The sequence below is a fragment of the Mesorhizobium sp. B2-4-19 genome, assembly GCF_006441315.1.
Classification (GTDB): domain Bacteria; phylum Pseudomonadota; class Alphaproteobacteria; order Rhizobiales; family Rhizobiaceae; genus Mesorhizobium.
In genome coordinates this window covers 43,162-69,142 of record NZ_VFUV01000011.1, presented here as the reverse complement: position 1 = coordinate 69,142, position 25,981 = coordinate 43,162, and the positions used below count along the sequence as shown (strand labels likewise).

Sequence of the window (25,981 nt, the reverse complement as noted above, 5' to 3'; positions counted from 1 at the left end):
TGGGAGTATCGCCTCAGCGGGCGGTCAAAAGCACCGCCCCATAGAGCCGTTTCGGAACGACGGCCGGGACCATAAAGAGAGGACTATCATGCGTATTGCACTGCGTATCGCGCTCGCCGCATCGGCTGCGCTGTTGACGCTCGGCGTAGCCCAGGCCCAGGAAAAGACCCTGCGGATCGGCACCGAAGGCGCCTATCCCCCGTTCAACAACCTCACCTCCGACGGCAAGCTTGTCGGCTTCGACATCGACATCGCCCAGGCGCTTTGCGATCAGATGAAGGTCAAATGCACCTTTGTCGCCCAGGATTGGGACGGCATCATCCCGGCACTTCAGGCCGGCAAGTTCGACGCTATCGTCGCCTCGATGTCGATCACGCCGGAGCGCAAGGAGAAAGTCGACTTCACCCACAAATACTACAACACCCCCTCGGCTCTCGCCGTGCCGAAAGACAGCACGCTGAAGGGTGTGACCAAGGAAGATCTCGCCGGCAAGACCATCGGCGTCGCCACGACGACCACCCATTTCAACTATGCCTCGAAGACCTACACCGACAGCACCGTGAAGGGTTATCCGAGCAGCCCCGAGGAGCAGGCGGATCTGGCCAATGGTCGCCTCGACGCCATCGAGGACGATATCGTGGTGCTGCAGCAATGGCTGGACTCGCCTGATGGCGCCTGCTGCAAGATTCTCGGCCAGCCCTCGCCGCAGCCGGTCGAGATCTTCGGACCGGGCGCCGGCATTGCCGTGCGCAAGGGCGAGACCGATTTGGTCAACAAGCTCAATGAGGCCATCGACGCCATCCGCGCCAATGGAAAATACAAGGAAATCAACGACAAGTACTTCAAGTTCGACGTCTTCGGCGCCGAGTCCTAATAGACAGGATCAAGACGGCGGGGAAATTCCCCGCCGTCTTTCTATTCATCCTGGGAACGTCGTGGGGATAACACCTGTCAATGCCAGCCCAAAGCATATGGACACTTCTCAGTTGGGGACCTGATGGCTGGAGTGACGACATTGCCTATGGCGTCATTGTAACGGTTCTGCTAGCGCTGGCGACGCTCCCCATTGGGTTGACGATCGGTTTTTTCATTGCGCTGGGCAAGCAATCCGAGGAGCCGTCGCTGCGCCTCGCCGCCAATATCTACACCACGGTCTTTCGCGGCCTGCCGGAACTGGTGACGCTTTTCCTGTTCTTCTTCGGCATGCCGATCCTGCTGCAGCATCTCATCCGGTATTTCCGCCCCGAAGCGACCATCGACGTCAACAGTTTCGTCGCCGGCATGATCGTGCTCTCGCTGATCTTCTCGTCCTATGCCAGCGAGGTTTTCCTCTCGGCCTTCCGCGCCATCCCGAAGGGGCAGTATGAGGGTGGCTATTCCATTGGTTTGTCCAAATGGCAGACAATGCGCCTAGTGATCCTGCCGCAGCTGCTGCGCATTGCCTTCCCCGGTCTCGAGAACTGCTGGCTCAGCCTTCTCAAGGACACGTCGCTGGTTTCAGTCGTCGGTCTTGCCGAGACGCTGCGCAACGCCGGTGTGGCGGCTCGCGTCACCAAGCATTCGTTCCTGTTTTACAGCATTGCGGCTCTGGTCTTTCTGGGTCTGGCCGTCGTGTCATCCTTCGCCACCAGCGCCATCTTGCGCTCGCTTGGCAAACGGGAGGCACAACGATGAGCGCCACAGCCGCCATGGTCGAACGGCCCCCACCGCGGACCCGCGGCTGGCCGCGACCGCGCATCGTCGGCTACGCGCTGGTCTGCCTGTGGATCGCCTTTGGCCTCGGCATCGTCGGCTATCTGTTCTTTGCCTGGAATGCGGCCTTCTTCGCCAAATATGCTCCGGCCTATCTGCGAGGACTGGGCGTTACCCTGTCACTGGTCGCCATTTCGATGGTGCTTGGCGCCGTCCTGTCGATGCCGGTTGCTTACGGGCGTATGTCCAGGAACCGGATCCTGTCCGGCCTTGCCTACTGTTACGTCTATTTCTTCCGGGGCACGCCGCTGCTGGTTCAGACCTTTCTGGTCTATTACGGGCTAGGGTCGTTCAGACCGGAGCTCCAGATGATCGGGCTTTGGGACTTCTTCAAGGATGCCTTCAACTGCGGCGTCTTCGCCTTTGCGCTCAACACCGCCGCCTACCAGGCCGAGATTTTGCGCGGCGCCATCGAAAGCGTGCCCAGGGGCCAATGGGAAGGCGCCGCCTCCCTCGGCCTGCACAAATTGCAGACGCTGCGCAAGATCATCCTGCCGCAAGCCCTGATCGTCGCCTTGCGGCCCTACGGCAATGAGCTGATCCTGATGGTCAAGGCGTCCGCCATCGTCGCCATCATCACCGTCTACGACCTGATGGGCAATGCAAAACTCGCCTTTGCCAATTCCTTCGACATCCAGGCCTATATCTGGGTCGCCCTGGTGTACCTGGTGATGGTCGAGTTGTTGCGCCATGCGATCGAATGGATCGAGCGCCGGATCACCATCCATCTGAAGCGTTGACGGTTTTCCATATTGCCTGCACCAGGCGATCAGTCCGCAGCCGTCTTGACGAATTGAGCGCAGGGCCTAGAACGGTTCACCGTTTCGCAGAAACGCCGAACCGCTCTATCTCTTTGTTTTGATGCAATTCCGGACGGAAAACCGCTTCACACTTTTCCTGGAATTGCTCTAGAGCTTCCGCAGCAATTTCGTTTCCGTCTGAAGGGCAAGTTCATGGCATCTGTGGCATTTCTCGGTCTTGGCGTGATGGGCTATCCCATGGCCGGTCACTTGAAGAACAAGGGTGGCCACGACGTCACCGTCTACAACCGCACCAAGGCCAAGGCCGAGCAATGGGTCGGCCAGCATGGCGGCAGCCTTGCGGTGACGCCGGCAGAGGCAGCCAAGGACAAGGACTTCGTCTTTTCCTGCGTCGGCAATGACGACGATCTGCGCTCGGTGACGACAGGTCCCGGAGGCGCCTTCAAATCGATGAAGAAGGGTTCGGTCTTCATCGACAACACCACGGCTTCGGCGGAAGTCGCGCGCGAACTGGCGGCAGCAGCGGAGGCAGGTGGATTTTCATTTCTCGACGCGCCTGTCTCCGGTGGCCAGGCCGGCGCCGAGAACGGCGTGCTGACCGTCATGGTCGGCGGCGATCGGGCTGCCTTCGACAGAGCGAGGCCCGTTATCGACGCCTATGCCCGCATGGTCGGGCTGATGGGCTCGGCTGGCGCCGGCCAGCTCACCAAGATGATCAACCAGATCTGCATCGCCGGGCTCGTGCAGGGACTGTCGGAAGGTATCCATTTCGGCAAGAAGGCCGGGCTCGATATCGAGAAGGTGATCGAGGTGATTTCCAAGGGTGCCGCCGGTTCCTGGCAGATGGAAAACCGCCACAAGACAATGAATGCCGGCAAGTATGATTTCGGCTTTGCCGTCGACTGGATGCGCAAGGATCTCGGCATCTGCCTGGCCGAGGCCGACCGCAACGGCGCCAAGCTGCCGGTGACCGCGCTTGTCGATCAGTTCTACAAGGATGTGCAGGCGATGGGCGGCAAGCGCTGGGACACGTCCTCGCTGCTGGCGCGCCTGGAGAAGTAGGCGATCATGTCCCTGCCCGCTCCAGGCTGGACCGCGCAGGACATCGTCGCGCATCTGCGCTCGATCGGCACCGAGGAAAACCGCGCCGGCATGGCGCGGTTCGGCATCAACATCGCGACCGCGCTCGGTGTTGGCAATACGGATTTGCGGCCCTTGGCGCGCAAGCTGAAGCGCAATCACGAACGATCCCTGGCGCTGTGGACCAGCGGCATTCGCGAAGCGCGGCTGCTGGCGGCTTTCACCGGCGAACCGAAGAAGATCACCATCGAGGAATGCCGTAGCTGGGCCCGCGATTTCGATTCCTGGGAAGTCGTCGATACGGTCTCCGACCTGTTCGTCGATACGCCGTTCTGGCGTACGCTGATCGAGGAGTTTGCGGTCGACGAGCGCGAATTCGTACGCCGCACGGCCTTTGCCATGTTGTCATGGGCGGCCGTGCATTTGAAAAAGGAGCCGGACGCGACGTTCCTGTCCTATTTGCCCTTGATCGAGGCCCATGCCGGCGATCAGCGCAACTTCGTCAGGAAAGCCGTCAACTGGGCTCTGCGGCAGATCGGCAAGCGATCGATGAGCCTGCACGGCCCTGCCCTGACCGTGGCGCAGAAACTCGCCGACTCCCCAGACAAGACCGCGCGCTGGATCGGCAAGGATGCCGTGAAGGAATTGTCGGATGCCAAAACACTCGAACGCCTCGCCAGCAGAAACTTTTGACCTCGCCAATATCCGCTTCATCGAGGTGACGCCGGCAACACGCGGCAGCTTTGAGACCCTGTTTGAGCAGCAGGGTGCGCCAAAATATTGCTGGTGCATGGCCTGGCGGCACTCTGGCCGCGAGCACATCCAGAACGATGAAAAGAAGCGTCAGATGATGGCGCTCATCGATGCCGGCACCCCGGTCGGCATCCTCGCCGAGATCGACGGCAAGACCATTGGCTGGTGTTCGGTCGCTCCGCGCGAGACCTATCGCAGGCTTTCAAGGTGGCAGGACGACAGCGAGACGGGCGTATGGTCGATCGCCTGCTTCTATGTGCCGAGGGCTTTGCGCGGCGGCGGCCTTGCTTCGGCTTTACTAGATGCAGCCATCGATCATGCCTTCGCCAAGGGCGCGCGCATCATCGAGGCCTATCCCGTGGCCGAAGCGTCGCCGAGCTACCGTTTCATGGGCTTTCGCGACATGTTCGCGTCGCGCGGCTTCCATGAGGCCGGCATGGCCGGTTCTCGCCGACATGTGATGCGGCTCGCGCATTGACGTCATTGGCCTCGGCGTCTTTACTCGGCCGCGGAGGAAGCGGCATGAGCATCCATTTCAAATCAATCCTGGCGCTCGCGACCGCGCTGTCCCTCTGCGCTGCCGGCGCTTCGGCTGAAACCATGCACATCTTTTGGAAGGATTTGCGCCCGGCGAGCCAGGCCGTCGCCGAAGACGCCGGCCTGCCGATGATCGCGGCTAAACTTGCCGATCATGGCGAGACGCTGTCGCTCGGCTTGCAGGACAAGACGGTACAATTAGCCGGCTACGCGTTGCCGGTCGATCGCGATGGCGACCTCGTGTATCAGTTCCTGCTGGTGCCATGGACCGGCGCGTGCAGCCACATGCCGACGCCACCAGCCAATCAGATCGTGCTGGTCACGCCAGCCCATCCCTACAAGATGTCGCAAGCCTACCAGTCGGTCGCCGTCACCGGCGCCCTGAAGCCGGACATGGAGAAAAGCCAGCTGTTCATTCTGGATGGCGTCAGCGTCATCCGGTCGGGCTATAGCGTGCGCAGAGCAGACGTGGTTGGGGTCGACACCGTGCCTGATGCCATCACCCTGCCGGTGAACTCGCCCTGGACGTTCCTGAACAAAAAGAAGAACTAATCGGGCTTGCGCTCAGGCGGCGTTGGCGCCCGATTCCTTGTCCAGCACCATGTAATCGAGCGGGATTTCAGTGGTGTACTTGATCTGCTCCATGGCGAAGGACGACGACACGTCACGGATCTCGATCTTGGCGATCAGCCGCTTGTAGAAGGCGTCGTAGGCGGCGATGTCAGGCACCACGACGCGTAAGAGATAGTCGACGTCGCCGCTCATACGGTAGAACTCGACCACCTCGGGAAACTCCTGGATGACCTCGGAAAAGCGGCGCAGCCATTCGTGGCTGTGCGAATTCGTGCGGATGGAGACGAAGACTGTGACCCGCACATTGACCTTCTCATGGTCGAGAATGGCGACGCGACGCTTGATGACGCCTTCCTCCTCGAGCTTCTGGATGCGGCGCCAGCAGGGCGTGGTCGACAGGCCGACTTTCTTGGCAACATCGGCCACCGCGAGTGTCGCGTCCTCCTGCAGGAGGCGGAGAATTTTTCGGTCAAGGCGGTCCATTAGAGGCTCCTGAGGAATAGTTTGGCTATATTCCCCTTTATTTCGGGCTTTCACAAGAAAGAAATTCTGCTAATCGCTATGAAAGCGAGTGATTTCTTGCTGAATGCCTAGTCAAGGCGATAGCGGATTTCCGAGCGCAGGAAAGGCAGCAAATCCATTTCAAACCATGGATTCTGCTTCAGCCAGCCGCTGTTTCGCCAGGATGGGTGCGGCAGCGGCAGCACCTTTGGGCCGACGGAATTCTCCCAGATGGCCCGCCAGTCCATAACCGTCTCCGTCAGCGAGGGCCGGCGCGCGGCGCCCATATGCCAGGACTGCGCGTAGATGCCGATCGTCAGCACCAGGTCGATCCGCGGCATCAGCGCCATCAAGGGCGCGCGCCAGGCCGGCGCGCATTCGCGCCTTGGCGGCAGGTCACCCCCCTTGGCATCCTGGCCGGGAAAGCAGAAGCCCATCGGCACGATGGCGAATTTCTCGATGTCGTAGAATTCGTCGCCGGTCACGCCGAGCCAGTTGCGCAGGCGGTCGCCCGAAGCATCGGTGAACGGCATGCCCGACAGGTGAACCTTGGTTCCCGGCGCCTGGCTGGCAATCAGGATACGGGCACTGGACGAAGGCCGTAGCACCGGCCGCGGCTCATGCGGCAGCGGCCTGCCGACGGGGTTTTCGACGCAGATGCGGCAGGCCCGGACTTTTGCGGCAAAATTGTCCAGTTCCAGGCTCAAGCAGCGGCACTCGGCCGGCTGGAGATCGCCTGATGCCAACGCAAGACATTGGTGCATTCCTCCGGCACCTTGATGCGCGCCGGCTTCATGAAGTCGATGGCGATCAGGCCGGTGATGTCGGCGATCGAATAGCTATCGCCGGCGGCGAATTCCCGGTTCGCCAACTCGCCGTCGAGGATTTTCAGGAACTCCAACGCCTTCGGCTTGTTGGCCTCGCCCCATTCGGGGATTTGCGGGATTTCCCATTCCCTCATGGCCGGATGAATGTGGCGAAACGCCTGCGCGACGCAGCTGAGCAGGTTGAACTCCATCCGTCTCTGCCACATTTCGACCTGTGCCTTGCCGAGCGCGCCGCGTCCGAACAGGGCCGGCTCCGGATGCAACTCCTCGAAATACCGGCTGATGGCGACGGATTCGGTGATGACGGTGCCATCGTCAAGCTCCAGCACCGGCAGGCGCTGCAAAGGGTTGCGAGAGCTCACCGTTTGGCCCTTGTGCTCCAGCGCGCCCATGTCGACGGGCACCAGCGGAACCGCGATCCCCTTTTCGGCGAGGAAGACGCGTACTCGCCGCGGATTGGGCGCCCGGCCACCGTCGAAGAGCTTCATTTCGATCCTCCCTTTCCGTCCAAGCCGATACGCCTCACCAGAAGCGAACAATCTCCCGCACGGCGTCGCCGATCGACGCCAGCGTGCCGTGTTTTCGCTCCACCACCTCGCCGTGATGGCTGTCGCGCCAGTCCTGCGGCTGATCGAACGTACCCGCCCAGATACCGACCTTGGCGGCCCGGGCGGTCGCTTCCTCACTTTCGAAGTCGCCAAAGGCAACCGCCCAACCCGCCTCGACCTGAGCGCGGTTGAGGTCGGTGCCACCGGCCTTGCAGTCGCCAAGCAACCGGCCATAGCGATCCCGCTGCCAGCCTCTGCAGGTAACCGGCCTGCCGGCGATCAGGCGCACCAGGGACTGGCGCGCAAGCGTGCCGCAGGCATAGTCGGCGCCGTTCCTGCGGCAGGTCTGTGTGTATTCCGGGGCATCGATGCCGCGCATGCGGATGCGCTCGGTGCCGAGCGTGATCGAATCGCCATCATTGATGATGGCAGCGCCTTGAGTCTGGCGCGTCTCCACCCGATCGAGGCGTGCCGCCAACAAGATCAGCAGCCCCAGAATGATGATGGCCAGCCCATAGTCCAGCACCTTGCGCCACAGGCTTCCCGGGCGCGGCGCCGCGTGCCGTCGGCGCGATCTTGGCGACCAGGAACGGCTCATATGGCAAACGGTTGGTTAATCATTCGAACGTAGCTTAACACCTTGGAACCGCTGCACGCATAAATCGAAGTTTTTGATGCCCTTGCAACGCTCGAACACAGCGGACAAGTTCATTGTGGACCGCAGGAAACGGCATCGCAACAGCGATGTCGCGCGTGCGGTGCGCAAGACGCGCGACCGTCTTTCGCAGCAGGCCGGCAATCCCGATTTCGACCGCGAATTGTTGAAACTCCACGCCGGCGCCATGACAAGCGGCGCGGTGGTGATCCCGCTGCTTGTCCTGGCGATCGCCGCTGCCGGCCGGCTCGCCGGCGTGGGCAATGAGATCGGGCTCTGGGCGTTGTTCACGCTCACCTGCTATACGATCGTCGCCTTCATGGCGCGGCGCATCGAGCGCACGGAGGCGTCCGACCTTAACCCCTTGCAAACGCGACGGGAATTCCTGGTCGGTCATTTCCTTTGCGGCCTCAGCTGGGGCTGGTTCGTCATGCTCGGCTGCGGCGCCTGCGCGGTCGACCAGTTTCAGGTGGTCAAGGCGGTGGTGCTGCTTTTTGCCATGGCCGGAACGGCGCTCATGGCTTCATCGCTGAGCGGCGCGCTGCTGGCGACTTTCGCCGTGCCGGTGGCGCTTTACGCCTATGTCGGCACCAGGCTGTGGATGCCGGTCGAGGCGGTCATGGCCGGGCTGCTTGTCCTGTCGCTGCCTTTTTTCGTCTATGTCGCCCGTCAGCTCAACCGTGCCTCGCTGATGCTGTTGTCGTTCCGCTCCGAAAAGGATGCGTTGATCGCCGAACTGGAGACAGCGAAATCCATGTCGGACGAGGCGCGGCGGCGGGCCGAGGATGCCAATCTGGCGAAGTCGCGGTTCCTCGCTTCGATGAGCCATGAATTGCGCACGCCGCTCAACGCCATTCTCGGCTTTTCCGAGGTGATGGCGAACGAGGTGCTGGGGCCGATGAGCAACCCCACCTATCGCGATTATGCCCATGACGTGCATGATTCCGGCCAGCACCTGCTCGACCTGATCAACGAGATCCTCGACCTGTCGCGCATCGAGGCCGGTCGTTACCAGCTCAACGAAGAGCCGGTGATGCTGCTCCACATCGTCGAGGATTGCTGCCACATGATGGAGTTGAAGGCGCGCAACAAGGATATCCGCGTCATCCAGGATTTCGAACAAACATTGCCGCGACTGTTCGCTGACGAGCGTGCTGTGCGCCAGATCACGCTCAACCTCCTGTCCAACGCCATAAAGTTCACTGCCACCGGCGGCGAGATCCGCGTCCGCGTCGGCTGGACGGCGGGCGGCGGGCAATACATCTCGGTCAAGGACAATGGCCCGGGGATTCCCGAGGACGAGATCCCGGTCGTGCTCTCGGCTTTCGGCCAGGGCTCGATCGCCATCAAGAGCGCCGAACAAGGCACCGGGCTGGGTCTGCCGATCGTGCAAGGCCTGCTTGCCATGCATGGCGGCGAATTCGAACTGCATTCCAAGCTGCGTGAAGGCACGGAGGCGATTGCCATCTTCCCGCTGAGCCGGGTGATGGAAGAACTGCCGGCGTTGCCTACCGCGGCGGTGGCGGCGCGACGGCGTTAGGCGACCGGCCTCAAAGAGGAACGCGGACCGCAATGACCGCAGACTGGAATGCCGGCAGCGTCGAAATCAAATCGCACCGGCTTCGCCTCAAACTGTTTACGGCCGTTGATGCTGACGAGGTCTTTGCCGCCATCACGCCCGCCATCACCCGTTTCATGCAGTGGGAACCACCTCGATCATCAACTGCCTTTGCCGAGGTATGGCGATCCTGGTTGGCGCCGATCCTCGACGGATCGGATCTGCATTTTGTTGTGCGCTCGCTGGGGGACGATCGCTGTCTGGGTCTTGTCGGCCTGCATGCGGCGAAGACGGCCTGTCCCGAAATCGGAATTTGGATAAGGGAGGACGTCCATGGAAACGGCATCGGCCGGGAGGCCGTCGCCGCCGTGGTGGCATGGGCGTCCGACGAGATCGATCCGGATGGCTTCGAATATCCTGTCGCCGAAGAGAATATGGCGAGCCGAAGAATCGCGGAAAGCCTCGGCGGCTCGATCGTCGAGACCCGCTCCAATCCGAAATACACATCGGTCGTCTATCGTCTCCCCAATCCCAGGCGGTGATGCGCCGGGCGGGAAGCCTCTAGATCCGAACCGCCGCCGCCATGCCTGAACTGGTCAGCGCTGCCGCCTTGACCAGGCCCGCGCCAAGTGCCGCCCCCGCCCCCTCGCCATGGCTTATGCCGAGGTCTAGCAGTGGGCGCAAGCCAAGCAGTCCGGCGGCCCTTGCATGCGCGGGCTCCGGCGACAGGCTGGCGAGAAGGCAATGCTCGAGCGCAGTGGGGTTTGCGACATAAAGCACCGCCGCGGCAGCCGTTGCGGCAAAACCATCGAGCAGCACGGGTATCTTCTGCATTCGCGCGGCGAGAATGGCGCCGGCTATCGCGGCAAACTCGCGGCCGCCGACCCGGCGCAGCACTTCCAGCGGGTCGTCGAGATGGCCGTGGTGAAAAGCAAGCGCCGCATCGACCACGTCGGCCTTGCGGACCTGCATCGCCGCGTCGGCGCCGAATCCCGGACCGACCCAGTCGGCACCCCTGCCCCCGAACAGCGCGGCGAGCAGGGCGGCGGCGACGGTGGAATTGCCGACGCCGAGATCGCCGAGGCAAAGCAGGTCGGTGCCGCCCGCGATCGCTTCCATGCCGAAGGCCATGGTCGCCGCGCAGCCGCGCTCGTCGAGCGCTGCATCCTCCGCGATGTCGCCGGTCGGGATATGAAGGGCAAGATCGAACACCTTCAATCCGAGATCATAGGCAATGCAGATCTGGTTGATTGCCGCGCCGCCTGCCGCGCAAAGCTCGACCGCGTTGGCGGTTGCCGCCATCGGGCGTGGCGAAATGCCATGACGGGTCACGCCGTGATTGCCGGCAAAGACTGCCATCAGCGGCCGTGTCACCGCGGGCGGGGCCCGCCCGCTCCAAGCGGCAAGCCACGCCGCGATGTCCTCGATGCGGCCGAGCGAATGCGCTGGCTTGTCAGCCTTGGCAAACAGCGTGCGCACGCGCGCTTCGGCTTTCAGGTCGGCCGCCGGCAGATTGTCGAGCAGGTTGCGAAAATCGTCGAAAGGCAGAGCGCTGGTCATATCGTGAGCAATCATTCCTGGATTTGGTGAGCGGCATAGCCGCGTTGCGTGATCGGCACAACCTCTCCCAAACATCCGCCTTGATTGCCGCAAAGATGGCCTGGGAAGGCGCGATCGCGAGGGCTTGCATTGGCTTTGCCGTTGCACCATGTGGAGGTGGAAGAGCGGAGTCCGCACGGATCCCTCGAGAGAAAGTCATGACGGCCATCGAATCCCCCTGCATCCTGGTCTGCTCGATCGACATGAAAACCGGCTTCTGCTTCGGTTGCGGCCGCACGCGCGAGGAAATCGGCGCCTGGATGGGGATGACGCCCGAAACACGCCGCAATGTGATGGCCGAACTGCCGGCCCGACTGGAGACGGTCGAGCGCCGGCCGCGCCGCGAAACGCGCCGCACCCGCATGGCGCGCGAACGCGACGTACTCTAGGGCTTTCATCGTTTCACGGAAACGGCGAAACGCTCCAACTCTTTGTTTTAACGCAATTCCTATGGGAAAGCCGTTTTCACACTTTTCCTGGAATTGTTCTAGCGAGGTACGGATGAGCAGCCGACTGTTCTGGATTCTGATGGCGGTGATCGGCGTGGGAGCGGCCCTGCTCGTGCTCAATGATTCCGCCGGCAGCACGCTTGGCGTCGAGAATTACGATTTTGGCAGGCTGATCTGGCTTGGCGCCTTCGGCGCCCTGATCGCCACCGGCCTGCTGCGATCGGGCCGCCCGTTGGGCGACATGGCCCGGAATTTCGGCGCCTGGACGGCAATCGTGTTGGCGCTGATCGCCGGGTACCAGTACCGCTACGAACTGCAAGACGTCGCCAGCCGGGTGACCGCGGGCCTCGTTCCCGGCAGCCCGCTGGCGCTTGGTGTCGAAGACGGCCACGCCACGGTGACCCTCGACAAGGCCGACAATGGCCATTTCGAAGCGCGCATCCTGGTCAACGGCAACCCGATCCGGGCCGTTGTCGATACCGGCGCGACCAGCACGGTGCTGACGTCGGAAGATGCGCAGGCCGCCGGCTTCAATCCGGCGGCGCTCAATTACACGATACCGGTTTCGACAGCCAACGGCATGGCGCGGGCGGCCGCGGTAAAGACCGACGCGGTGGCGATCGGCGGCATCGTGCGCAAGGACATGTCGGTGATGGTCGCGGCACCCGGCATGCTGAGCCAAAGCCTGCTCGGCATGAACTTCATCGGCTCGCTGTCGGGCTTCGACGTGCGTGGCGACCGTATGATCCTTAGGGACTGAGCTCAGGCCGCCTCGGCGGCCCCTCCACCGAATTCGACGGCCGCGAAAGCCGTCTTCAGCACGTCGGGCCCGGCACCGGGCCGGTTTGCGTCGGTCGACAGGATCTGGCGGTAGCGGCGTGCACCGGGCAGCCCATGGAACAGCCCGACCATATGGCGGGTGACATGGCCGAGCCGCCCGCCCCGTTCGATGTGGCGCGCTGCGTAGTCCGCCATGGCATCGATCAGCCCAGCGAAATCGAACGCCTCAGGCCTTGCGCCGTAGAAGGCGGCGTCGATGCCGGCCAGTATGCCTGGCGTGTGGTAGGCGGCGCGGCCGAGCATGGCGCCGTCGACATGATCGAGATGCGCCCGCGTCTCTTCAAGCGACTGAATTCCGCCGTTGATGCCTATGAATTCGTTCGGCTTTTTGGCCTTCAGCCGATAGACCCTGTCATAGTCGAGCGGCGGGATGTCGCGGTTTTCCTTGGGGCTCAGCCCTTCCAGCCACGCCTTGCGCGCATGCACCCACAGGGTGTCGGCGCCGGCCGCGAAAACCCCGTTCGCCAGCGCATCCAGCGCCAGCTCCGGATCCTGTTCGTCGACGCCGATTCGGCACTTGACGGTGACGGGGATTGTCACGGTCGCCTTCATCGCCGCGACGCAGTCGGCGACGAGGTCGGGCACCTTCATCAGGCAGGCGCCGAACGTGCCCGACTGGACGCGGTCGGACGGGCAGCCGACATTGAGGTTGATCTCGTCATAGCCGAAGGCTTCGCCAATGCGCGCCGCTTCGGCAAGTTTCGCCGGATCCGAGCCGCCGAGCTGCAGCGCGACCGGATGCTCCACGTCATCGAAGCCGAGCAGCCTCTCGCGCGTGCCCTGTATGACCGCGTCGGCCACCACCATTTCGGTGTAGAGCAGCGCATGGCTCGTCAGCTGGCGATGGAAGAACCGGCAATGCCGGTCCGTCCAATCCATCATGGGTGCAATGGCGATCTTGGCGTTCAACATATTGTTCGGGTTGGCCTTCCAGGCGATCTATCTACCGGATCGGATCGATTGGCGCAGATGTAGCGTATTTGTCGTCCTATTCAAACGGCTGCCTCTTCGGGCATTTGCGATGATGCAGTCGGGCCGGATTGCGCGCTGAACCAAACGATGCCCAGACCTGATGCGGACCTGGAGCATCCGATTGCGTTAGGCTGCGTTCCGACAAGGGAGCTGCCGCCATGAACGATCCGAACGCCGGAAAGACCGCCTTCGACCCGCAGCAGCTGGAGCCTATAGCGAGACAGCATGCGGCCGACGTCGATGGCATGGTCGCGCTTTTCGAGGCGGACGCCGTGATCGACTGCGGCGGCGGACGTTCTCTGCGCGGTCATGAAGCCATTCGTGACTACTATGCCGAGATCGTTGCGTCTGGACGGAAGTTTGCGGTCGGCGAACAGCGACCGGCGCTCATTTGCGGTGACCTGGCGCTCACGTCTACCCGTCTTCCGGACGGGGACGTCACCAGCGAGGTTGCCCGGCGGCAGGCCGACGGCTCCTGGCTTTGGGTGATCGATCGCTATTCGGTCGCTTGGGATTAGGCCTTCCGGAAAAACCGGCCGGCCACGTCACCCCGGGCGCGTCAACACACTGCGGCCGTCATGGCCGCAGTCCTTGCGTTCGGCAATCCGGGTGCGGCTAGCGCCGCAGCGCGTACACGCCCGCCATGGTTTCGCCGGGGACGGGCAGCGCCGTGTCGTCGTCCAGGAGCCGCGTGATCCGGGCAAAGCCGGTGAATGCCTTCCTGGCCTCCTCCGCCGACATCTGCCCCGCCAAAGCTGCCGCGCAGCAATTCAGCGCGCACTGATACACTGGCCCACGTCGCCCCGTCGGCCATTTACGCAAGAAAACCATCGCCTCGGCGACACTATCCACTTCTTCTACAGGGTGTCCCTGCCCGCGCGAGATCCGCACGGGCGCAAAGAAATGCAGGTAGTCCATCGTTTCCTCCCGGTCGATCGCGATGCCGCCCGATCGAACCTTATGAAACGCACAGTCTTGCGGTTGGTTCCATACAGAAAACGGAACCTTTAAAAAATCTTTTGGTCGATGGTCGCCAGCTAAACCGTGGGGAAGTGGCAGGCCACTTTGCGGCCGGATCGATATTCTCTCAGCTCCGGCCGCTCGGTGCGGCATCGCTCGACCGCGATCGGGCATCTTGGGTGGAAACGGCAGCCGGATGGCGGCTTGAGCGGGCTCGGCACGTCGCCGGTGAGAATGATGCGCTTGCGCGTCCCGCTGGGCGTGGTCTCAACGACCGGAACCGCCGAGATCAGCGCCTGGCTGTAGGGATGGGCGGGCGTCGCGAATACATCCTCCGCCGGCCCTTCCTCGACGATCGACCCGAGATACATGACGGCGATGCGGGTCGACACCTGGCGTACCACGGACAGGTCATGCGCGATGAAGATGTAAGTGAGGTTCAGCTTCTCCTGTAGGTCGGCCAGCAGGTTGACGATCTGCGCCTGCACCGAGACGTCGAGCGCGGAGACCGGTTCATCCAGCACGACCAGATCGGGATTGAGCGCGATGGCCCGCGCAATGCCGACCCGCTGGCGCTGGCCGCCGGAGAATTCGTGCGGATAGCGCATGACATGGTCCGGCAGCAGGCCGACGAGCTCGAACAATTCGGCGACGCGTGCGGTGATCTCGCGCGACGAAACCTTGCCATGGATGCGCAGCGGCTCGGCCACCAGATCACCGACGCGCCGGCGCGGATTGAGCGAGGCCGACGGGTCCTGGAAGACCATTTGCAGGCGGCGTCGCAGCGGCCTCAACTCGGACAGCGATTTCGAGGTGATGTCCTCGCCTTCGAACAGCAGCTCTCCGTCGGATATGTCGTAGAGCCTCACCAGGCAGCGCGCCAGTGTGGACTTGCCGCAGCCGGATTCGCCGACCAGGCCGACCGTCTCGCCGCGCCGCACGGTCAGCGAAACATTGTCGACCGCATGCACGGTTCGCTTGCCTTCGGCGGAGAAACGGGTGCCGATCGAGAAGCGCTTGCCGAGTGAGCGCGTTTCGAGGATAGGGCTGTCGGTCATAGGTCCGCTCATGCCTGCGCCACCCGGAAGCACGCCGCGGCGTGGGTGCCGATGCCAAGCTCTGGCTTGTTGGTCACGCAGGCCTCGTAGTGCACCGGGCATCGCGGGCCGAAAGCGCAGCCCTGCGGCAATCGCAGCAGCGATGGCGGCGAACCGGGAATGGCCGGCAGGCGGCGCGGCTTTTCACCGGTCAGCGGCGGGATCGAACCCAGCAGCGCGCGCGTATAGGGATGCCGCGGGTCGGAAAACAGTTCCGTACGGCTGCCACGTTCCACCACGCGGCCGGCATACATGACCATCACCCGGTCGGCGAGTTCGGAGACCACGCCCATGTCGTGCGTGATGAACACGACCGCCGACCTGTGCGTCGCGCGCAGTTTTCTCACGAGGTCGAGAATGCCGGCCTGCACCGTGACGTCGAGCGCGGTGGTCGGCTCGTCCGCCACCAGCAGCGCCGGATTGCAGGACAATGCCATCGCGATCACCGCGCGCTGCCGCATGCCGCCCGAAAGCTGATGCGGATAACGCGACATCGCCTCGTGCGGATTGGGAAAATTCACCTCGGCCAGCAGTTCTTCGACGCGCACCATCGCCTTGGCCTTGCTGATATTCTGGTGCGCGCGGATCTGTTCGGCGATTTGCCAGCCGATCGTGTAGACCGGCGTCAGCGCCGTCATCGGATCCTGGAAGATCATCGCGATCTCGTTGCCGCGTAAACGACGAAGCTCCCGCGCGGGCAGCCCGACCAATTCGCGGCCCTTGTAGCGGATCGAGCCTTCGATGCTGGCGTTCGGATCGGTGATGAGGCCCATCACCGCCAGCAGCGACACCGTCTTGCCGGACCCGGATTCGCCGACGACGCCGAGAATCTCGCTTTCCTCGAGGTCGAAGGAAACGCCATCGATGGCCTGCACCAGACCGTCATTGGTGCGGAAGGATACTTTGAGGTCGCGCACCGACAATATCATGATGTCCTCAGGCGCGGATCGAGAAGGATGTAGACGAAATCGACGACCGCATTGGCGATGACCACGAACATGGACGCATACATCACCGTCGCCATGATCATCGGCAGGTCGAGATTCTGCAGCGCGTCATAGGTGAGCTTGCCGATGCCGTGCAGCCCGAACACCACCTCGGTCAAAAGGGCCGAGCCGCCCACCAGCGCGCCGAAGTCCAGGCCGAACAAGGTGACGAACGCGATGAGCGATGTGCGCAAGGCGTGGCGCAGCAGGATGCGCGTCTCCGACAGGCCCTTGGCCCTGGCCGTGCGGATAAAGTCCTCCTGCAAGGATTCGATGATGGCGGCGCGCAGCACGCGCCCATAAATGCCGATGTAGAGAATGGCCAAGGTGATCCAGGGTATGATCAGCGTCAGGAACCAGCCTTTGGGATCGTCGGAGAAATTCTTGTAGCCGAGCGGCGGGACCCATGAGAATGCCCAGCTGTCGTGGTAGCGGCTCTGGGTGATCAGGTTCATCACCTCGCCCAGCCAGTAGACCGGCATGGAGATGCCGAGCAGGCCCAAAGCCATCAGCAGCTTGTCCAGCCAGCTGTCGCGGGTGGCGGCCGCAACGATACCGATGATGATGGAGACAACCACCCAAAGGATCGCCGCCCCAAACACCAGCGAGAGCGTGACCGGGATCGAATCCATGACCGCCGGCACCACCTTCCAGCCGCGATTGACGAAGGAGGTCAGGTCGCCGGTGACGAAGATCTTCTCCATCATCTTCACATATTGCACGTAAAGTGGCCGGTCGAAGCCAAAATTGTGGCGCACCGCTTCCAGCACTTCGGGCGTTGCATTGCGCCCGGCGATGCGCGCTGCCGGGTCGGCGCCCGGCGTCGCGAAGAAGATCAGGAAGACGATGACCGAGATACCGAACATCACGAACAGCATCTGACCGAAACGGCGCAGGATGGCGTAGATCATCAGTCGCGCCCCAACCGAACCTTGGAGCGCGGGTCGAGCGCGTCGCGCAGGCCGTCGCCGAAGACATTGAGCGCCATGACGGACACCGCGATGGCCAGGCCTGGCACCAGCGCCACCAGCGGCCTGGTGTAGAGCAGCGCCTGCCCGTCCTGGATGATGGTGCCCCAGCTGGCGGCAGGCGGCTGCACGCCGATCGACAGGAAGGAAAGTGCGGATTCCGTCAGCATGTTCAGCGCCATCATCAACGGTACGAAGACGATGAGCGTGGTGGTGATGTTGGGCAGGATGTCGCGCCACAGGATGCGCCATCCCGGCACGCCGAGATTGATCGCGGCCAGCACGAATTCGCTGTGGCGCAGCGACAGCACCTGCCCGCGTATCGGGCGCGCCACATAGGGCACATAGACGATGCCGATGATGATGACCGGCAACCATAGACTGCCGGACTCGATATCGATCGGCCCGATCCTGATGCCTTGCGCGATGGTGACGATGGAAAGCGAAATCGCCAGCAGATAGATCGGGAACGCCCACAGGACATCCAGCAGGCGTGACAGCACCGTATCGGTGATGCCGCCGAAATAGCCTGCGATCAATCCCGCCGCCGTGCCGATAATCAGGGTGAAGATGGTGGCCGCACCGGAGATCAGCAGCGAGCTCAGCCCGCCATAGAGCATTCGGGCCATGACGTCGCGCCCTTGGCTGTCGGCGCCGAGGAAATAATTGCCGAGCCGCCAGGTCGGACCGAGCGGCGTGTAGCCGAGCCCCAGCCCCTCGGTCGATTGTTCCATCACCGGAACGTCGGCGCCGTCGATCTGGATGACGGCGTCGAGCGTCGAGGCGAAGGGGTCCACGCCGGCCCACTTCGCATAGAGAGGCGCGCTGAGGCAGGCCAGCACGATGAGGAGGAACACGGACAGGGATGCCATGGCAGCCCTGTCCCTTGCCAGCTTCGCAAACGCGACGGCCCAGGGCCCTCGCGTCTTGCGTGGCATGGCGACGGCTTGGTTCGACACGGACGTGCCCCTCCGCAGTTCGTTACTGCACCCAGGACTGGGTGATCATCCAGTTGAACTGCCGGTTGAACTTGAAATTGCCAACCCGTTTGCTGACGAAGTCAAGCCGCTTTGGCGTGAAGAGGCCGACTGCCGGTGCCTTGTCCGTGACCTGCTTGTCGATTTCGGCCCACATTTTGTCTGCGGCCTTCTGGTCGGTCACGCCGAGATCCAGCGCCTTTTGCATCTTGGCGTCGATGTCCTTGTCGCAGAAGCCGGCGATGTTGATCGAGGCATCCGAACCTTCACGGAAGGAGGCGCAGCTGAACAGGATGTTCAGGAAGTCGGAAGCCGCGGGATAGTCCTTGTACCATTGGGTGACCGACATCTGCACCTTGTTGTTGGTGTTCTGGATGTAGGTGAACTGGATGTTGGACGAGATCGGCTTGACGTCGGCGACATAGCCGATGGTGGTCAGCACGCTCTGCAGGTAGACGCCGATCGACCGCGAAATGGCGGTGTCCTCGACGATAATGGTCACCTTCTGGCCCTTGGTGCCCGATTCCTCGACGAGTTGCTTTGCCTTGTCGATATCCGGTGCCGACCATTTGGCGCCGGGGTTCTTGGTGAAGGGGCAATAGTCCTCATGGCCGGGGAAGTCCGGCGGCAGGACCTGACAGACCGGCGAGGCCAGCACCTTGCCGCCGAACAGCTTGACCAGCGTGTTGCGATCGATCGCATAGGCAACGGCCTGGCGCGCCTTTTCGTTGTCGAACGGTGCGAGACGGTTGTTGAGGGGTGCATACCACCATGCCGAAAGCGGCGAGATGTGCAGCTGGTCCATGGACTTGCTGCCAAGTTCGCCGAGGCGGTCGCTCGGCAGCGCGTCGAACATCCAGTCCGCTTCGCCGTTCTGGATCGCCGTCACGGCCGCTTCCTCGGACAGGCCGAAATCATACTGGACGACATCCGGGTAGCCGTCCGGTTGCGCTTCCTCGCTCCACTGCTTGAAGTTCGGGTTGCGCGACACCGTCATGCCCTTGTTGGGGTCGAAGGCGGAGATCATGTAGGCGCCGGTGCTGGGAACGGGCTTGGAGCCCATGTCTTCGGCGGGCGTATCCGCCGGCAGCACCACGGCATGCGGCAAGGCAAGCTTGTAGAGGATCTCTGCGTCCGGCTTGGTGAGATTGAGGGTGATGGTACCGGCCGCTTCATCACCGACGACGCCGCCCTCCAGCGTGCAATTCTTGGTATCGGCCAGGCATTTGTCGGCGCCGACAATGCCGGCATAGAAGGTGCCGGAAGTCGGCCCGGAAACCTTGAAGATGCGCTGGAAGGAGGCGACGACGTCCTTGACGCCCATATCCTGGCCGTTGGAGAACTTGATGCCCTTGCGCAGCTTGAAGGTGAAGGTCTTGCCGTCATTGCTGACCTGCGGCAGCGCCTCGGCCAGATCGGGGACGATGGTGAAGCCGTCCATGCCCTCGGCCTTGCGGAAGGCCACCAGGCCGTCATAGATCGGCTGGTACATCTGCCAGCCCTGGTCGGTATAGTTGATGTGCGGATCGAGTGTTCCCGCCGCGGAGCGGGCCAGAAGGCGGATGGTGCCACCTCGGTGCTCCTTGAGATATTCAGCCTGTGCCGGAGCGAGCCACGTGCCGACCAGCAGTGCCGCGGCTGATGCGGCCAAAAGCAGTTTCTTCATGTCTTGGTTCCCCTTTTCTCAGTTGTCGTTGTCGTCCAGGAAGTCACCCACCACCCGCATGCACGCGTCCTGCTCTTCGACATGCGGCATGTGGCTGGAATGCTCGAATATCTCCCAGCGCGATCCCTTGATGCCGTCCTTGAAGGGCTGCACGGTCGCGGGCGTGGCCTCGTCGTAGCGTCCGGAGATGATCAGCGTGGGAACATCGACAGCCTGCAGGCGATCGACGATGCTCCAGTTCTTCAGCGTTCCGATGACATGGAACTCGTTCGGCCCGTTCATCAGATGATAGACAGTCGGGTTGCGCACGACCTGGTCGAAGGTCTCCGTCACCTCCGGTGGGAAAGGCACGACCCGGCAGACATGCCGCTCGTAGAACACCATCGTCGCAGCCTGATAGGCCGGATCTTCCGTCGTGCCGGCCTGTTCGTGCCGGGTCAGTGTCTCCTGCACGTCTCCAGGCAGGTCGGCGCGCAACCGGTTGGCCTCTTCGACCCAAAGCTTCATGGAAGCCGGCGAGTTGGCGATGGTCAGCGACTTCAGGCCCTTCGGCCGCGTCACCCCATACTCGGCGCCCAGCATGCCGCCCCAGCTCTGACCCAGCACATGGAAACCCGCGCGGATGCCGAGATGATCGATCAGGTTTTCAAGCTCGTCGATGAAAAGCCGTGGCGTCCAGAAATCGGCGCCTTTCTCCGGCAGCAAGGTGGAATTGCCGCAGCCCAACTGATCGTAGTGGATGACGGCGCGGTCCCGTCGGGCGAGATGCTTGTAGGCATCGACGTAATTGTGGGCGGCGCCCGGCCCGCCATGCAGGATCACCACTGGGGCCTTGTCGGCATCGAGATCGCCAGAAATACGATACCAGGTCTCGTAGCTGCCGAACGCGGCTCGTCCCTCTTTGCTAGCGACCTCTGACGACATCCCGGTTCCCATCACGTTTGAACGCATTTTGTTTCTGTCCCCGACAGCAGGCGCTCAGTTCAGCCTGGCCTGCACCCACTCTTCCAGCATCTGGACGCCGAACGCCGTCGCGCCTTCGCGGCCGAGCGGACGATCCGCGTCGGCCATTTCCTTGCCGGCGATGTCGAGATGCACCCAGGGACGATCCTCGGTGAAATGGCGCAGGAACGCCGCCGCGTAAGGCGCGTCACCGTCTTCCATGTCCTTGGCGTGGTGCCGGATGTCGGCGAAGGGCGATTGCAGGCCCTCGTCATAAGCCTTGTCGAGCGGCAGTTGCCAGAACCGCTCGCCAACCGTTTCTCCGGCAGCGATCATCTGCGACGCCATGGCATCGTCGGTGCTGAAAAGACCGGCAAAGACCGATCCCAGGCCGCGCATCACCGAATAGGTCAGCGTCGCCAGATCGACGATCACCGACGGGTTGAAGCGCGATGCGGCATAATAGAGGCAATCGGCCAGGATCAAGCGCCCTTCCGCGTCCGTGTCGAACACCTCGACCGTCTGTCCTGACGCCGTGGTGATGATGTCGCGCGGCTTAAGCGCGGTGCCGGACGGCATGTTCTCGGCAATACCGAGAACGCCGACGGCATGCACAGGGCTGCCTTGCCGGGCAAGCGCGATCAGCAGGCCGACCACGGCAGCCGCGCCGCCCATATCTGCCTTCATGTCGAACATCTGCTCGCCGCGCTTGATGCAAAGGCCGCCGGAGTCAAAGCACACGCCCTTGCCGACGAAAGCCATCGGTTGGGAAGGAGCGCCCTTGCCGCGATAGCGCAGCACCGCGACGCGCGGCGGCCGCACCGACCCGGAGCCCACAGCCAGGATCGCGTTCATGCCGAGTTCCTTCAGCCGCGACGGATCGAGTATCTCGACATCGATGCCGGCTTCGCGCAGCGGCTCCAGATGATCGTGGAAATTGTCGGGATGGAGATGGTTCGGCGGCAGGTTGACCAGCGTGCGCGCATATTCGACACCGTCCGCTATGGCATTGATCCGCGCCAGTGCCGGGGTCAGCTCCGCGCTGCTTGCTCCGACCAGTTGTATCCGCAAGGTCCGGTCCGCTCCCGCCCCCTGGCGCCGGTTGCGCATGTCGAATCGATAGCGCCGCAGCCGCATGCCCAGCGCGACACGCGCCAGGATCTCGGCTGCGGGCAGGTCGATGCCGTCAATGGGGTCGAGGACAAGCGTCGCGGCGCACTCGCACTTGCCTTCCAGATGCGCGGCAAGCAAACCGCCGGCGCGCGCCAGGGACAGGGCGGTTACGGCCTCGGCCTTGCCGAGGGCCAGGACGATCACGCGCCGGGCCGATGCGCCCTGGGGGGCGATGAGATCGATACAGGCGCCGGATTCGGCCAGGGTGGCCGGGTCGGAGCAGGCACGCGACAGGATCCCGCTCATCTCGGCGTCCAGTGCCGCTGCCCGCGGGCCAAAGCCTGCCTGGGCAGTTCGCAAGATCACGACGACAGCGGTTTCCGCGGAAATCCCGTCCGCCGTTTCAAAGACCGGCACTGGCGATTGAGGCATAGACTGGCATTCTCCCATTTGCTGACGACCCCCGGCCTCGGCTCAGCGCGCATCGCTTCGCCCGCCAATGGCGAAAACCTGTTGCCGGTCTCTGCCGTTGGTGGAATGGTGCCGGAGGCCTCAAAAAATCGTTTTCGGATGGCGACTTAGCCGCTCTTGCCTTTTGGGTAGCGCCGAACAGGCCAGGCGATCAAACGCCAATTTTGCCCAAGTCGGTTGACAAAAACTCAACTGACAATTCATGATCGGCCAATGGCCCTACCTTCACTCAATGGCATGCGCGCTTTCGAAGCCGCCGCACGTCTCGGCAGCATCAAGGATGCAGCGGAAGAGTTGCACCTGACCCCGTCGGCCATCAGCCGCCATATCCGTGCGCTCGAAAGAAATCTCGGCCAGGATCTGTTCGAACGCGGCTTCCGCCAGATAACGCCGACCATCAGGGGTTCCTACTATGCGCGCAGCCTCTCCGAAGCGTTCGAGGCCATCTGGCGCGCCACCGACGACGTCAGCCTCGCCGATGGCCCAAGCCACGGCAGGACCCAACGCGTCCGGGTTTTGTGCGTCCCGGCGGTCCTGAACCTTTGGCTGGCGGACCGGTTGCCGAACTTTCGCAAGCTGCATCCGGCCGTGGAGCTGGAGATCTCGACGTCAGGCAAGCGTGCCAACTTCGATTTGGCCATTGTCGACGAGTTCGTCTACAAGGCCGGCCCAGCGCTGACGCTTTTGATCCCGCTGGTTCTGACGCCGGTCTGTGCGCCCTCATTGCTCGATGGGCCCGTGCGGCTGCGATCGCCCGCCGATCTGGTCAACCATCATCTTATCCACGAATGCGAGAGCATGAGATGGAAGCGTTGGCTGGAGCAGGAAGGCGTTTTGGACACGACGCCGAAATCCAGCACGACGCTGGATGACTGCACGCTGATCATGCGCGAGGCGATCAATGGCGCCGGAATTGCGCTCGCCGATACGATGATGGCGCAGGATCTTCTGCAGCAAGGCAAACTTGTCGCGCCGTTTGAGGCCCGCCATACCTATCCGGCCGGCATCTACCTGCATCAGCGCCGCAGCATCGGCAACAAGCCCGGCACCGGCCTGTTTCAGGACTGGTTGTTGTCGGAAGTCGAGGACCACAAGCGGGTCATGGCCATCGCCTAGGCGGAGAAGCGGCACCCGAATTCGAATCACCAGAATTCAACAGCGGCCCACCATTGCGACCCCTCGATAATCGCGGTTCGCATTGAATATCTTTAAGGCCAAAGCCGGCAAATGGATCGGTTGCCGGTTCCCCAGCGTCAGGCATAACCTGCACGGCTATCGCGTGGAGGCGCGTGGCCAATCAAGGGGAGGACATTGCAGTGACCATACAAGGCGCATCGCCTGACCTGTACAACGAGGATCTCGCTCCGGCCAAAGTTCGAAACTGGGGACCATTCTCGATCTTCAACGTCTGGACATCGGACGTCCACAGCCTGTGGGGCTACTATCTCGCCGCCAGCCTGTTCCTGTTCTGCGGCGGCTTCGTCAATTTCATCATCGCCATCGGCATCGGCTCGCTGATCATCTACGCGCTGATGAACATGGTCGGTTATGCCGGCGTGAAGACCGGCGTGCCCTATCCCGTGCTTGCTCGTGCCTCCTTCGGCATCTGGGGTGCCAACATCCCGGCCTTGGTGCGCGCCATCGTCGCCTGCTTCTGGTACGGCGCGCAAACGGCCGCCGCCTCCGGCGCCATCGTGGCATTGTTGACCCGCCTGCAATGGTTCGACGAATTCAACAAGACCTCGCATCTTCTCGGCCATTCCACCCTGGAGGTGATCTGCTTTGTCATCATCTGGGCGCTGCAGCTGCTGATCATCCAAAAGGGCATGGAAACGGTGCGCCGCTTCCAGGATTGGGCGGGGCCTGCCGTCTGGGTGATGATGCTGCTCCTGGCCATCTATCTCTGCGTCAAATCGGGGAGCTTCGCCTTTACCAGCGATATTCCGATGGATGTGCTGCGCGAAAAGACCGCCGACGCCGGCATTCCGGGCGATCCCGGATCGTGGACGGCGCTCTTCGGGGTCGCGGCGATCTGGGTGACCTATTTCTCGGCGCTCTATCTCAATTTCTGCGACTTCGCCCGCTATGCGCCGGACAAAGCCGCGCTGCGCAAAGGCAACATCTGGGGCCTGCCGGTCAATCTGATCCTGTTCTCACTGGTCGCCGGCGTCACCACCATTGCCGCCTATGACGTCTACCACGAAGTGCTGCTGCATCCCGACCAGATCTCGGCCAAGTTCGACAGCTGGTTCCTGGCGGCGCTTGCCGCCCTGACCTTCGCGGTTGCCACGCTCGGCATCAACGTCGTCGCCAACTTCGTCTCGCCAGCCTTCGACTTCTCCAACGTCTTCCCGCGTCAGATCGACTTCAAGAAGGGCGGCTACATTGCAGCACTTATCGCGCTGGTGCTCTATCCCTTCGCGCCGTGGGAAGGCAGTGCCGCGCATTTCGTCGGCATCATCGGCGCGACGATGGGGCCGATCTTCGGCGTCATGATGGTCGACTATTATCTGATCCGCAAAGGCGAGGTCGACGTCGAGGCGCTGTATCGCGAGGATGGCGAGTTCCGCTTCCAGGGCGGCTGGCACGTCAATGCCTTCATCGCGGCCGGCATCGGTGCTGTCTTCTCGTCGATATTGCCGAACTTCACCAACTGGCTGCCGTCCTGGTGGGGCGTCTATGGCTGGTTCTTCGGCGTGGCGATTGCCGGCATCATCTACTATGTGCTGCGCACCGCCGCCGTGGGTGCGGGCGCCAAGACAGCGAAGGCCTAAACACAGCGAAGGCCTAAACAAGGGAATAAGGCAGTAGGGGCAGTAAGGCGGTAGGGAAATACTGCCCTACTGCCCTACCATCTCCGCCAATTTGCGCACCGTGTTCCAGTTGCGCGACGTGCCTATGCCAAGGCGCTTGTGATTGACGGCCGCAAGCAGCCGCGAGCTTGGTCGTTCGCGCGAAAACACAAGCCATATGTCGCCGCCGATCAGGAGCACCTTCTCCTCCTCGGCGGCATAGGCCTGAAGCCCCGACAGGACATCTTCGGCCACAGGCTTGCGCATCACACGCACCGCGACCTGATCCCCGGCTTCCTCCGATTCGGTTGGGAACGGATTGCGCGAAGCGAGTTTCTGCCAATCTCCAGCGCCACGGACAATGATGTCGACGTGGCGGCCAAAGGCCGTTTCGAAGGCGGCCTCCAGCCGCTTCTCAAGCGCGGCAGTGGCGGTCCTCTCAGCCTCGAAGACCAGATTTCCCGTCGCCACCAGCGTGCGAACATTCCTCAAGCCGAGGCCTTCAGCCATCGCCTTGAGGTCCGCCATGACGACGCGCCGCCCCTCGCCCAGGATGATGCTGTAGAGGAGCGCGACATAGGTCTGCATGAGAGCTCCGCCCTGG

At 62.7% G+C, this 25,981-nt stretch carries 29 protein-coding genes; 14 read left to right on the top strand and 15 right to left on the bottom strand.

The features are described 5' to 3' along the window. Positions 1-88: 88 nt before the first annotated feature. The 7 genes from FJ546_RS19285 (at position 89) to FJ546_RS19255 (ending at position 5,435) form a co-directional block, all read left to right on the top strand. Complete coding sequence (locus FJ546_RS19285; protein WP_019858120.1) at positions 89-874, top strand: ABC transporter substrate-binding protein; 786 nt, start codon at positions 89-91, stop codon at positions 872-874. Between the two features lie 80 nt (positions 875-954). Next, positions 955-1,674, top strand: a complete 720-nt coding sequence (locus FJ546_RS19280) for an ABC transporter permease (RefSeq protein ID WP_140890780.1) — start codon at positions 955-957, stop codon at positions 1,672-1,674. After that, positions 1,671-2,492 carry an ABC transporter permease gene (locus FJ546_RS19275; protein ID WP_140890779.1) on the top strand — a complete coding sequence of 274 codons (822 nt, stop codon included), beginning with the start codon at positions 1,671-1,673 and terminating at the stop codon, positions 2,490-2,492. Before FJ546_RS19280 ends, FJ546_RS19275 begins: the two co-directional genes overlap by 4 nt. Positions 2,493-2,705: 213 nt before the next feature. Beyond that, positions 2,706-3,575 carry an NAD(P)-dependent oxidoreductase gene (locus tag FJ546_RS19270; protein WP_140890778.1) on the top strand — a complete coding sequence of 290 codons (870 nt, stop codon included), beginning with the start codon at positions 2,706-2,708 and terminating at the stop codon, positions 3,573-3,575. Positions 3,576-3,581: 6 nt separating this feature from the next. Further along, a complete protein-coding gene (locus FJ546_RS19265) occupies positions 3,582-4,286 on the top strand; it encodes a DNA alkylation repair protein (protein ID WP_140890777.1) in 705 nt (234 codons plus the stop codon). After that, positions 4,246-4,824 carry a GNAT family N-acetyltransferase gene (locus tag FJ546_RS19260; protein ID WP_140890776.1) on the top strand — a complete coding sequence of 193 codons (579 nt, stop codon included), beginning with the start codon at positions 4,246-4,248 and terminating at the stop codon, positions 4,822-4,824. Before FJ546_RS19265 ends, FJ546_RS19260 begins: the two co-directional genes overlap by 41 nt. Then, positions 4,821-5,435, top strand: coding sequence for a DUF3299 domain-containing protein (locus FJ546_RS19255; RefSeq protein WP_246686884.1), 615 nt, complete (start codon positions 4,821-4,823; stop codon positions 5,433-5,435). The genes FJ546_RS19260 and FJ546_RS19255 overlap by 4 nt, the downstream gene beginning before the upstream one ends. A gap of 12 nt (positions 5,436-5,447) precedes the next feature. Here FJ546_RS19255 and FJ546_RS19250 read toward each other — a convergent pair whose 3' ends face one another. From FJ546_RS19250 to FJ546_RS19235, 4 genes are all read right to left on the bottom strand, one after another. Continuing rightward, positions 5,448-5,939 carry an Lrp/AsnC family transcriptional regulator gene (locus tag FJ546_RS19250; protein WP_006205209.1) on the bottom strand — a complete coding sequence of 164 codons (492 nt, stop codon included), beginning with the start codon at positions 5,937-5,939 and terminating at the stop codon, positions 5,448-5,450. A gap of 107 nt (positions 5,940-6,046) precedes the next feature. Further along, positions 6,047-6,721 (bottom strand): uracil-DNA glycosylase family protein, encoded by a 675-nt coding sequence (locus FJ546_RS19245; RefSeq protein ID WP_140890774.1) that lies wholly within the window; start codon positions 6,719-6,721, stop codon positions 6,047-6,049. Continuing rightward, positions 6,661-7,272: a glutathione S-transferase gene (locus FJ546_RS19240; protein ID WP_140890773.1), complete on the bottom strand. Its 612-nt coding sequence runs from the start codon at positions 7,270-7,272 to the stop codon at positions 6,661-6,663. The genes FJ546_RS19245 and FJ546_RS19240 overlap by 61 nt, the downstream gene beginning before the upstream one ends. A gap of 34 nt (positions 7,273-7,306) precedes the next feature. Continuing rightward, positions 7,307-7,930, bottom strand: a complete 624-nt coding sequence (locus tag FJ546_RS19235; RefSeq protein WP_140890772.1) for a thermonuclease family protein — start codon at positions 7,928-7,930, stop codon at positions 7,307-7,309. 76 nt (positions 7,931-8,006) lie between these two features. Here FJ546_RS19235 and FJ546_RS19230 point away from each other — a divergent pair, with 76 nt between their 5' ends. Both FJ546_RS19230 and FJ546_RS19225 read left to right on the top strand, forming a co-directional pair. Next, positions 8,007-9,527 (top strand): HAMP domain-containing sensor histidine kinase, encoded by a 1,521-nt coding sequence (locus FJ546_RS19230; protein ID WP_140890771.1) that lies wholly within the window; start codon positions 8,007-8,009, stop codon positions 9,525-9,527. Positions 9,528-9,559: 32 nt separating this feature from the next. After that, positions 9,560-10,087, top strand: coding sequence for a GNAT family N-acetyltransferase (locus FJ546_RS19225; protein ID WP_140890770.1), 528 nt, complete (start codon positions 9,560-9,562; stop codon positions 10,085-10,087). Positions 10,088-10,106: 19 nt separating this feature from the next. On the opposite strand, the gene FJ546_RS19220 is transcribed toward FJ546_RS19225, so the two are convergent. Beyond that, a complete protein-coding gene (locus tag FJ546_RS19220) occupies positions 10,107-11,105 on the bottom strand; it encodes a nicotinate-nucleotide--dimethylbenzimidazole phosphoribosyltransferase (RefSeq protein ID WP_140890769.1) in 999 nt (332 codons plus the stop codon). Positions 11,106-11,302: 197 nt separating this feature from the next. Between FJ546_RS19220 and FJ546_RS19215 the strand changes: the two genes are divergently transcribed. Beyond that, positions 11,303-11,533 (top strand): DUF1289 domain-containing protein, encoded by a 231-nt coding sequence (locus tag FJ546_RS19215; RefSeq protein ID WP_140890768.1) that lies wholly within the window; start codon positions 11,303-11,305, stop codon positions 11,531-11,533. A 112-nt stretch (positions 11,534-11,645) separates the two neighbouring features. Then, positions 11,646-12,353 (top strand): TIGR02281 family clan AA aspartic protease, encoded by a 708-nt coding sequence (locus tag FJ546_RS19210; RefSeq protein ID WP_140890767.1) that lies wholly within the window; start codon positions 11,646-11,648, stop codon positions 12,351-12,353. A gap of 2 nt (positions 12,354-12,355) precedes the next feature. Here the strand turns inward: FJ546_RS19210 and dusA are convergent, their stop codons facing one another. Continuing rightward, the gene (gene dusA, locus FJ546_RS19205) at positions 12,356-13,345 is read right to left on the bottom strand and encodes a tRNA dihydrouridine(20/20a) synthase DusA (protein ID WP_140890766.1); all 990 of its coding nucleotides are present in this window, start codon (positions 13,343-13,345) and stop codon (positions 12,356-12,358) included. A gap of 218 nt (positions 13,346-13,563) precedes the next feature. Between dusA and FJ546_RS19200 the strand changes: the two genes are divergently transcribed. Then, positions 13,564-13,923, top strand: coding sequence for a nuclear transport factor 2 family protein (locus FJ546_RS19200; protein ID WP_140890765.1), 360 nt, complete (start codon positions 13,564-13,566; stop codon positions 13,921-13,923). A 97-nt stretch (positions 13,924-14,020) separates the two neighbouring features. Here FJ546_RS19200 and FJ546_RS19195 read toward each other — a convergent pair whose 3' ends face one another. From FJ546_RS19195 to FJ546_RS19160, 8 genes are all read right to left on the bottom strand, one after another. Then, a complete protein-coding gene (locus FJ546_RS19195) occupies positions 14,021-14,323 on the bottom strand; it encodes a DUF982 domain-containing protein (protein ID WP_140890764.1) in 303 nt (100 codons plus the stop codon). 119 nt (positions 14,324-14,442) lie between these two features. Then, positions 14,443-15,423, bottom strand: coding sequence for a dipeptide ABC transporter ATP-binding protein (locus FJ546_RS19190; RefSeq protein WP_140890763.1), 981 nt, complete (start codon positions 15,421-15,423; stop codon positions 14,443-14,445). 8 nt (positions 15,424-15,431) lie between these two features. Continuing rightward, on the bottom strand, positions 15,432-16,391 hold the full coding sequence (locus tag FJ546_RS19185) for an ABC transporter ATP-binding protein (protein ID WP_140890762.1): 960 nt from the start codon (positions 16,389-16,391) through the stop codon (positions 15,432-15,434). Beyond that, positions 16,388-17,359, bottom strand: coding sequence for an ABC transporter permease (locus FJ546_RS19180; RefSeq protein ID WP_019858158.1), 972 nt, complete (start codon positions 17,357-17,359; stop codon positions 16,388-16,390). The genes FJ546_RS19185 and FJ546_RS19180 overlap by 4 nt, the downstream gene beginning before the upstream one ends. Then, positions 17,359-18,375 carry an ABC transporter permease gene (locus FJ546_RS19175; RefSeq protein WP_140890761.1) on the bottom strand — a complete coding sequence of 339 codons (1,017 nt, stop codon included), beginning with the start codon at positions 18,373-18,375 and terminating at the stop codon, positions 17,359-17,361. The genes FJ546_RS19180 and FJ546_RS19175 overlap by 1 nt, the downstream gene beginning before the upstream one ends. Before the next feature lie 22 nt (positions 18,376-18,397). Beyond that, a complete protein-coding gene (locus tag FJ546_RS19170) occupies positions 18,398-20,059 on the bottom strand; it encodes an ABC transporter substrate-binding protein (RefSeq protein ID WP_140890760.1) in 1,662 nt (553 codons plus the stop codon). An 18-nt stretch (positions 20,060-20,077) separates the two neighbouring features. Next, on the bottom strand, positions 20,078-20,983 hold the full coding sequence (locus FJ546_RS19165) for a proline iminopeptidase-family hydrolase (RefSeq protein ID WP_140890880.1): 906 nt from the start codon (positions 20,981-20,983) through the stop codon (positions 20,078-20,080). Between the two features lie 54 nt (positions 20,984-21,037). Beyond that, the gene (locus tag FJ546_RS19160) at positions 21,038-22,546 is read right to left on the bottom strand and encodes a leucyl aminopeptidase (protein ID WP_140890759.1); all 1,509 of its coding nucleotides are present in this window, start codon (positions 22,544-22,546) and stop codon (positions 21,038-21,040) included. A 252-nt stretch (positions 22,547-22,798) separates the two neighbouring features. On the opposite strand from FJ546_RS19160, the gene FJ546_RS19155 reads away from it, so the two are divergent. Together FJ546_RS19155 and FJ546_RS19150 are read left to right on the top strand one after the other, a co-directional pair. Continuing rightward, positions 22,799-23,701, top strand: coding sequence for a LysR substrate-binding domain-containing protein (locus FJ546_RS19155; RefSeq protein WP_140890758.1), 903 nt, complete (start codon positions 22,799-22,801; stop codon positions 23,699-23,701). A 200-nt stretch (positions 23,702-23,901) separates the two neighbouring features. Beyond that, positions 23,902-25,359 carry an NCS1 family nucleobase:cation symporter-1 gene (locus FJ546_RS19150; protein WP_140890757.1) on the top strand — a complete coding sequence of 486 codons (1,458 nt, stop codon included), beginning with the start codon at positions 23,902-23,904 and terminating at the stop codon, positions 25,357-25,359. Between the two features lie 66 nt (positions 25,360-25,425). On the opposite strand, the gene FJ546_RS19145 is transcribed toward FJ546_RS19150, so the two are convergent. Further along, on the bottom strand, positions 25,426-25,965 hold the full coding sequence (locus FJ546_RS19145; protein ID WP_140890756.1) for a DUF1697 domain-containing protein: 540 nt from the start codon (positions 25,963-25,965) through the stop codon (positions 25,426-25,428). Positions 25,966-25,981 lie beyond the last annotated feature (16 nt).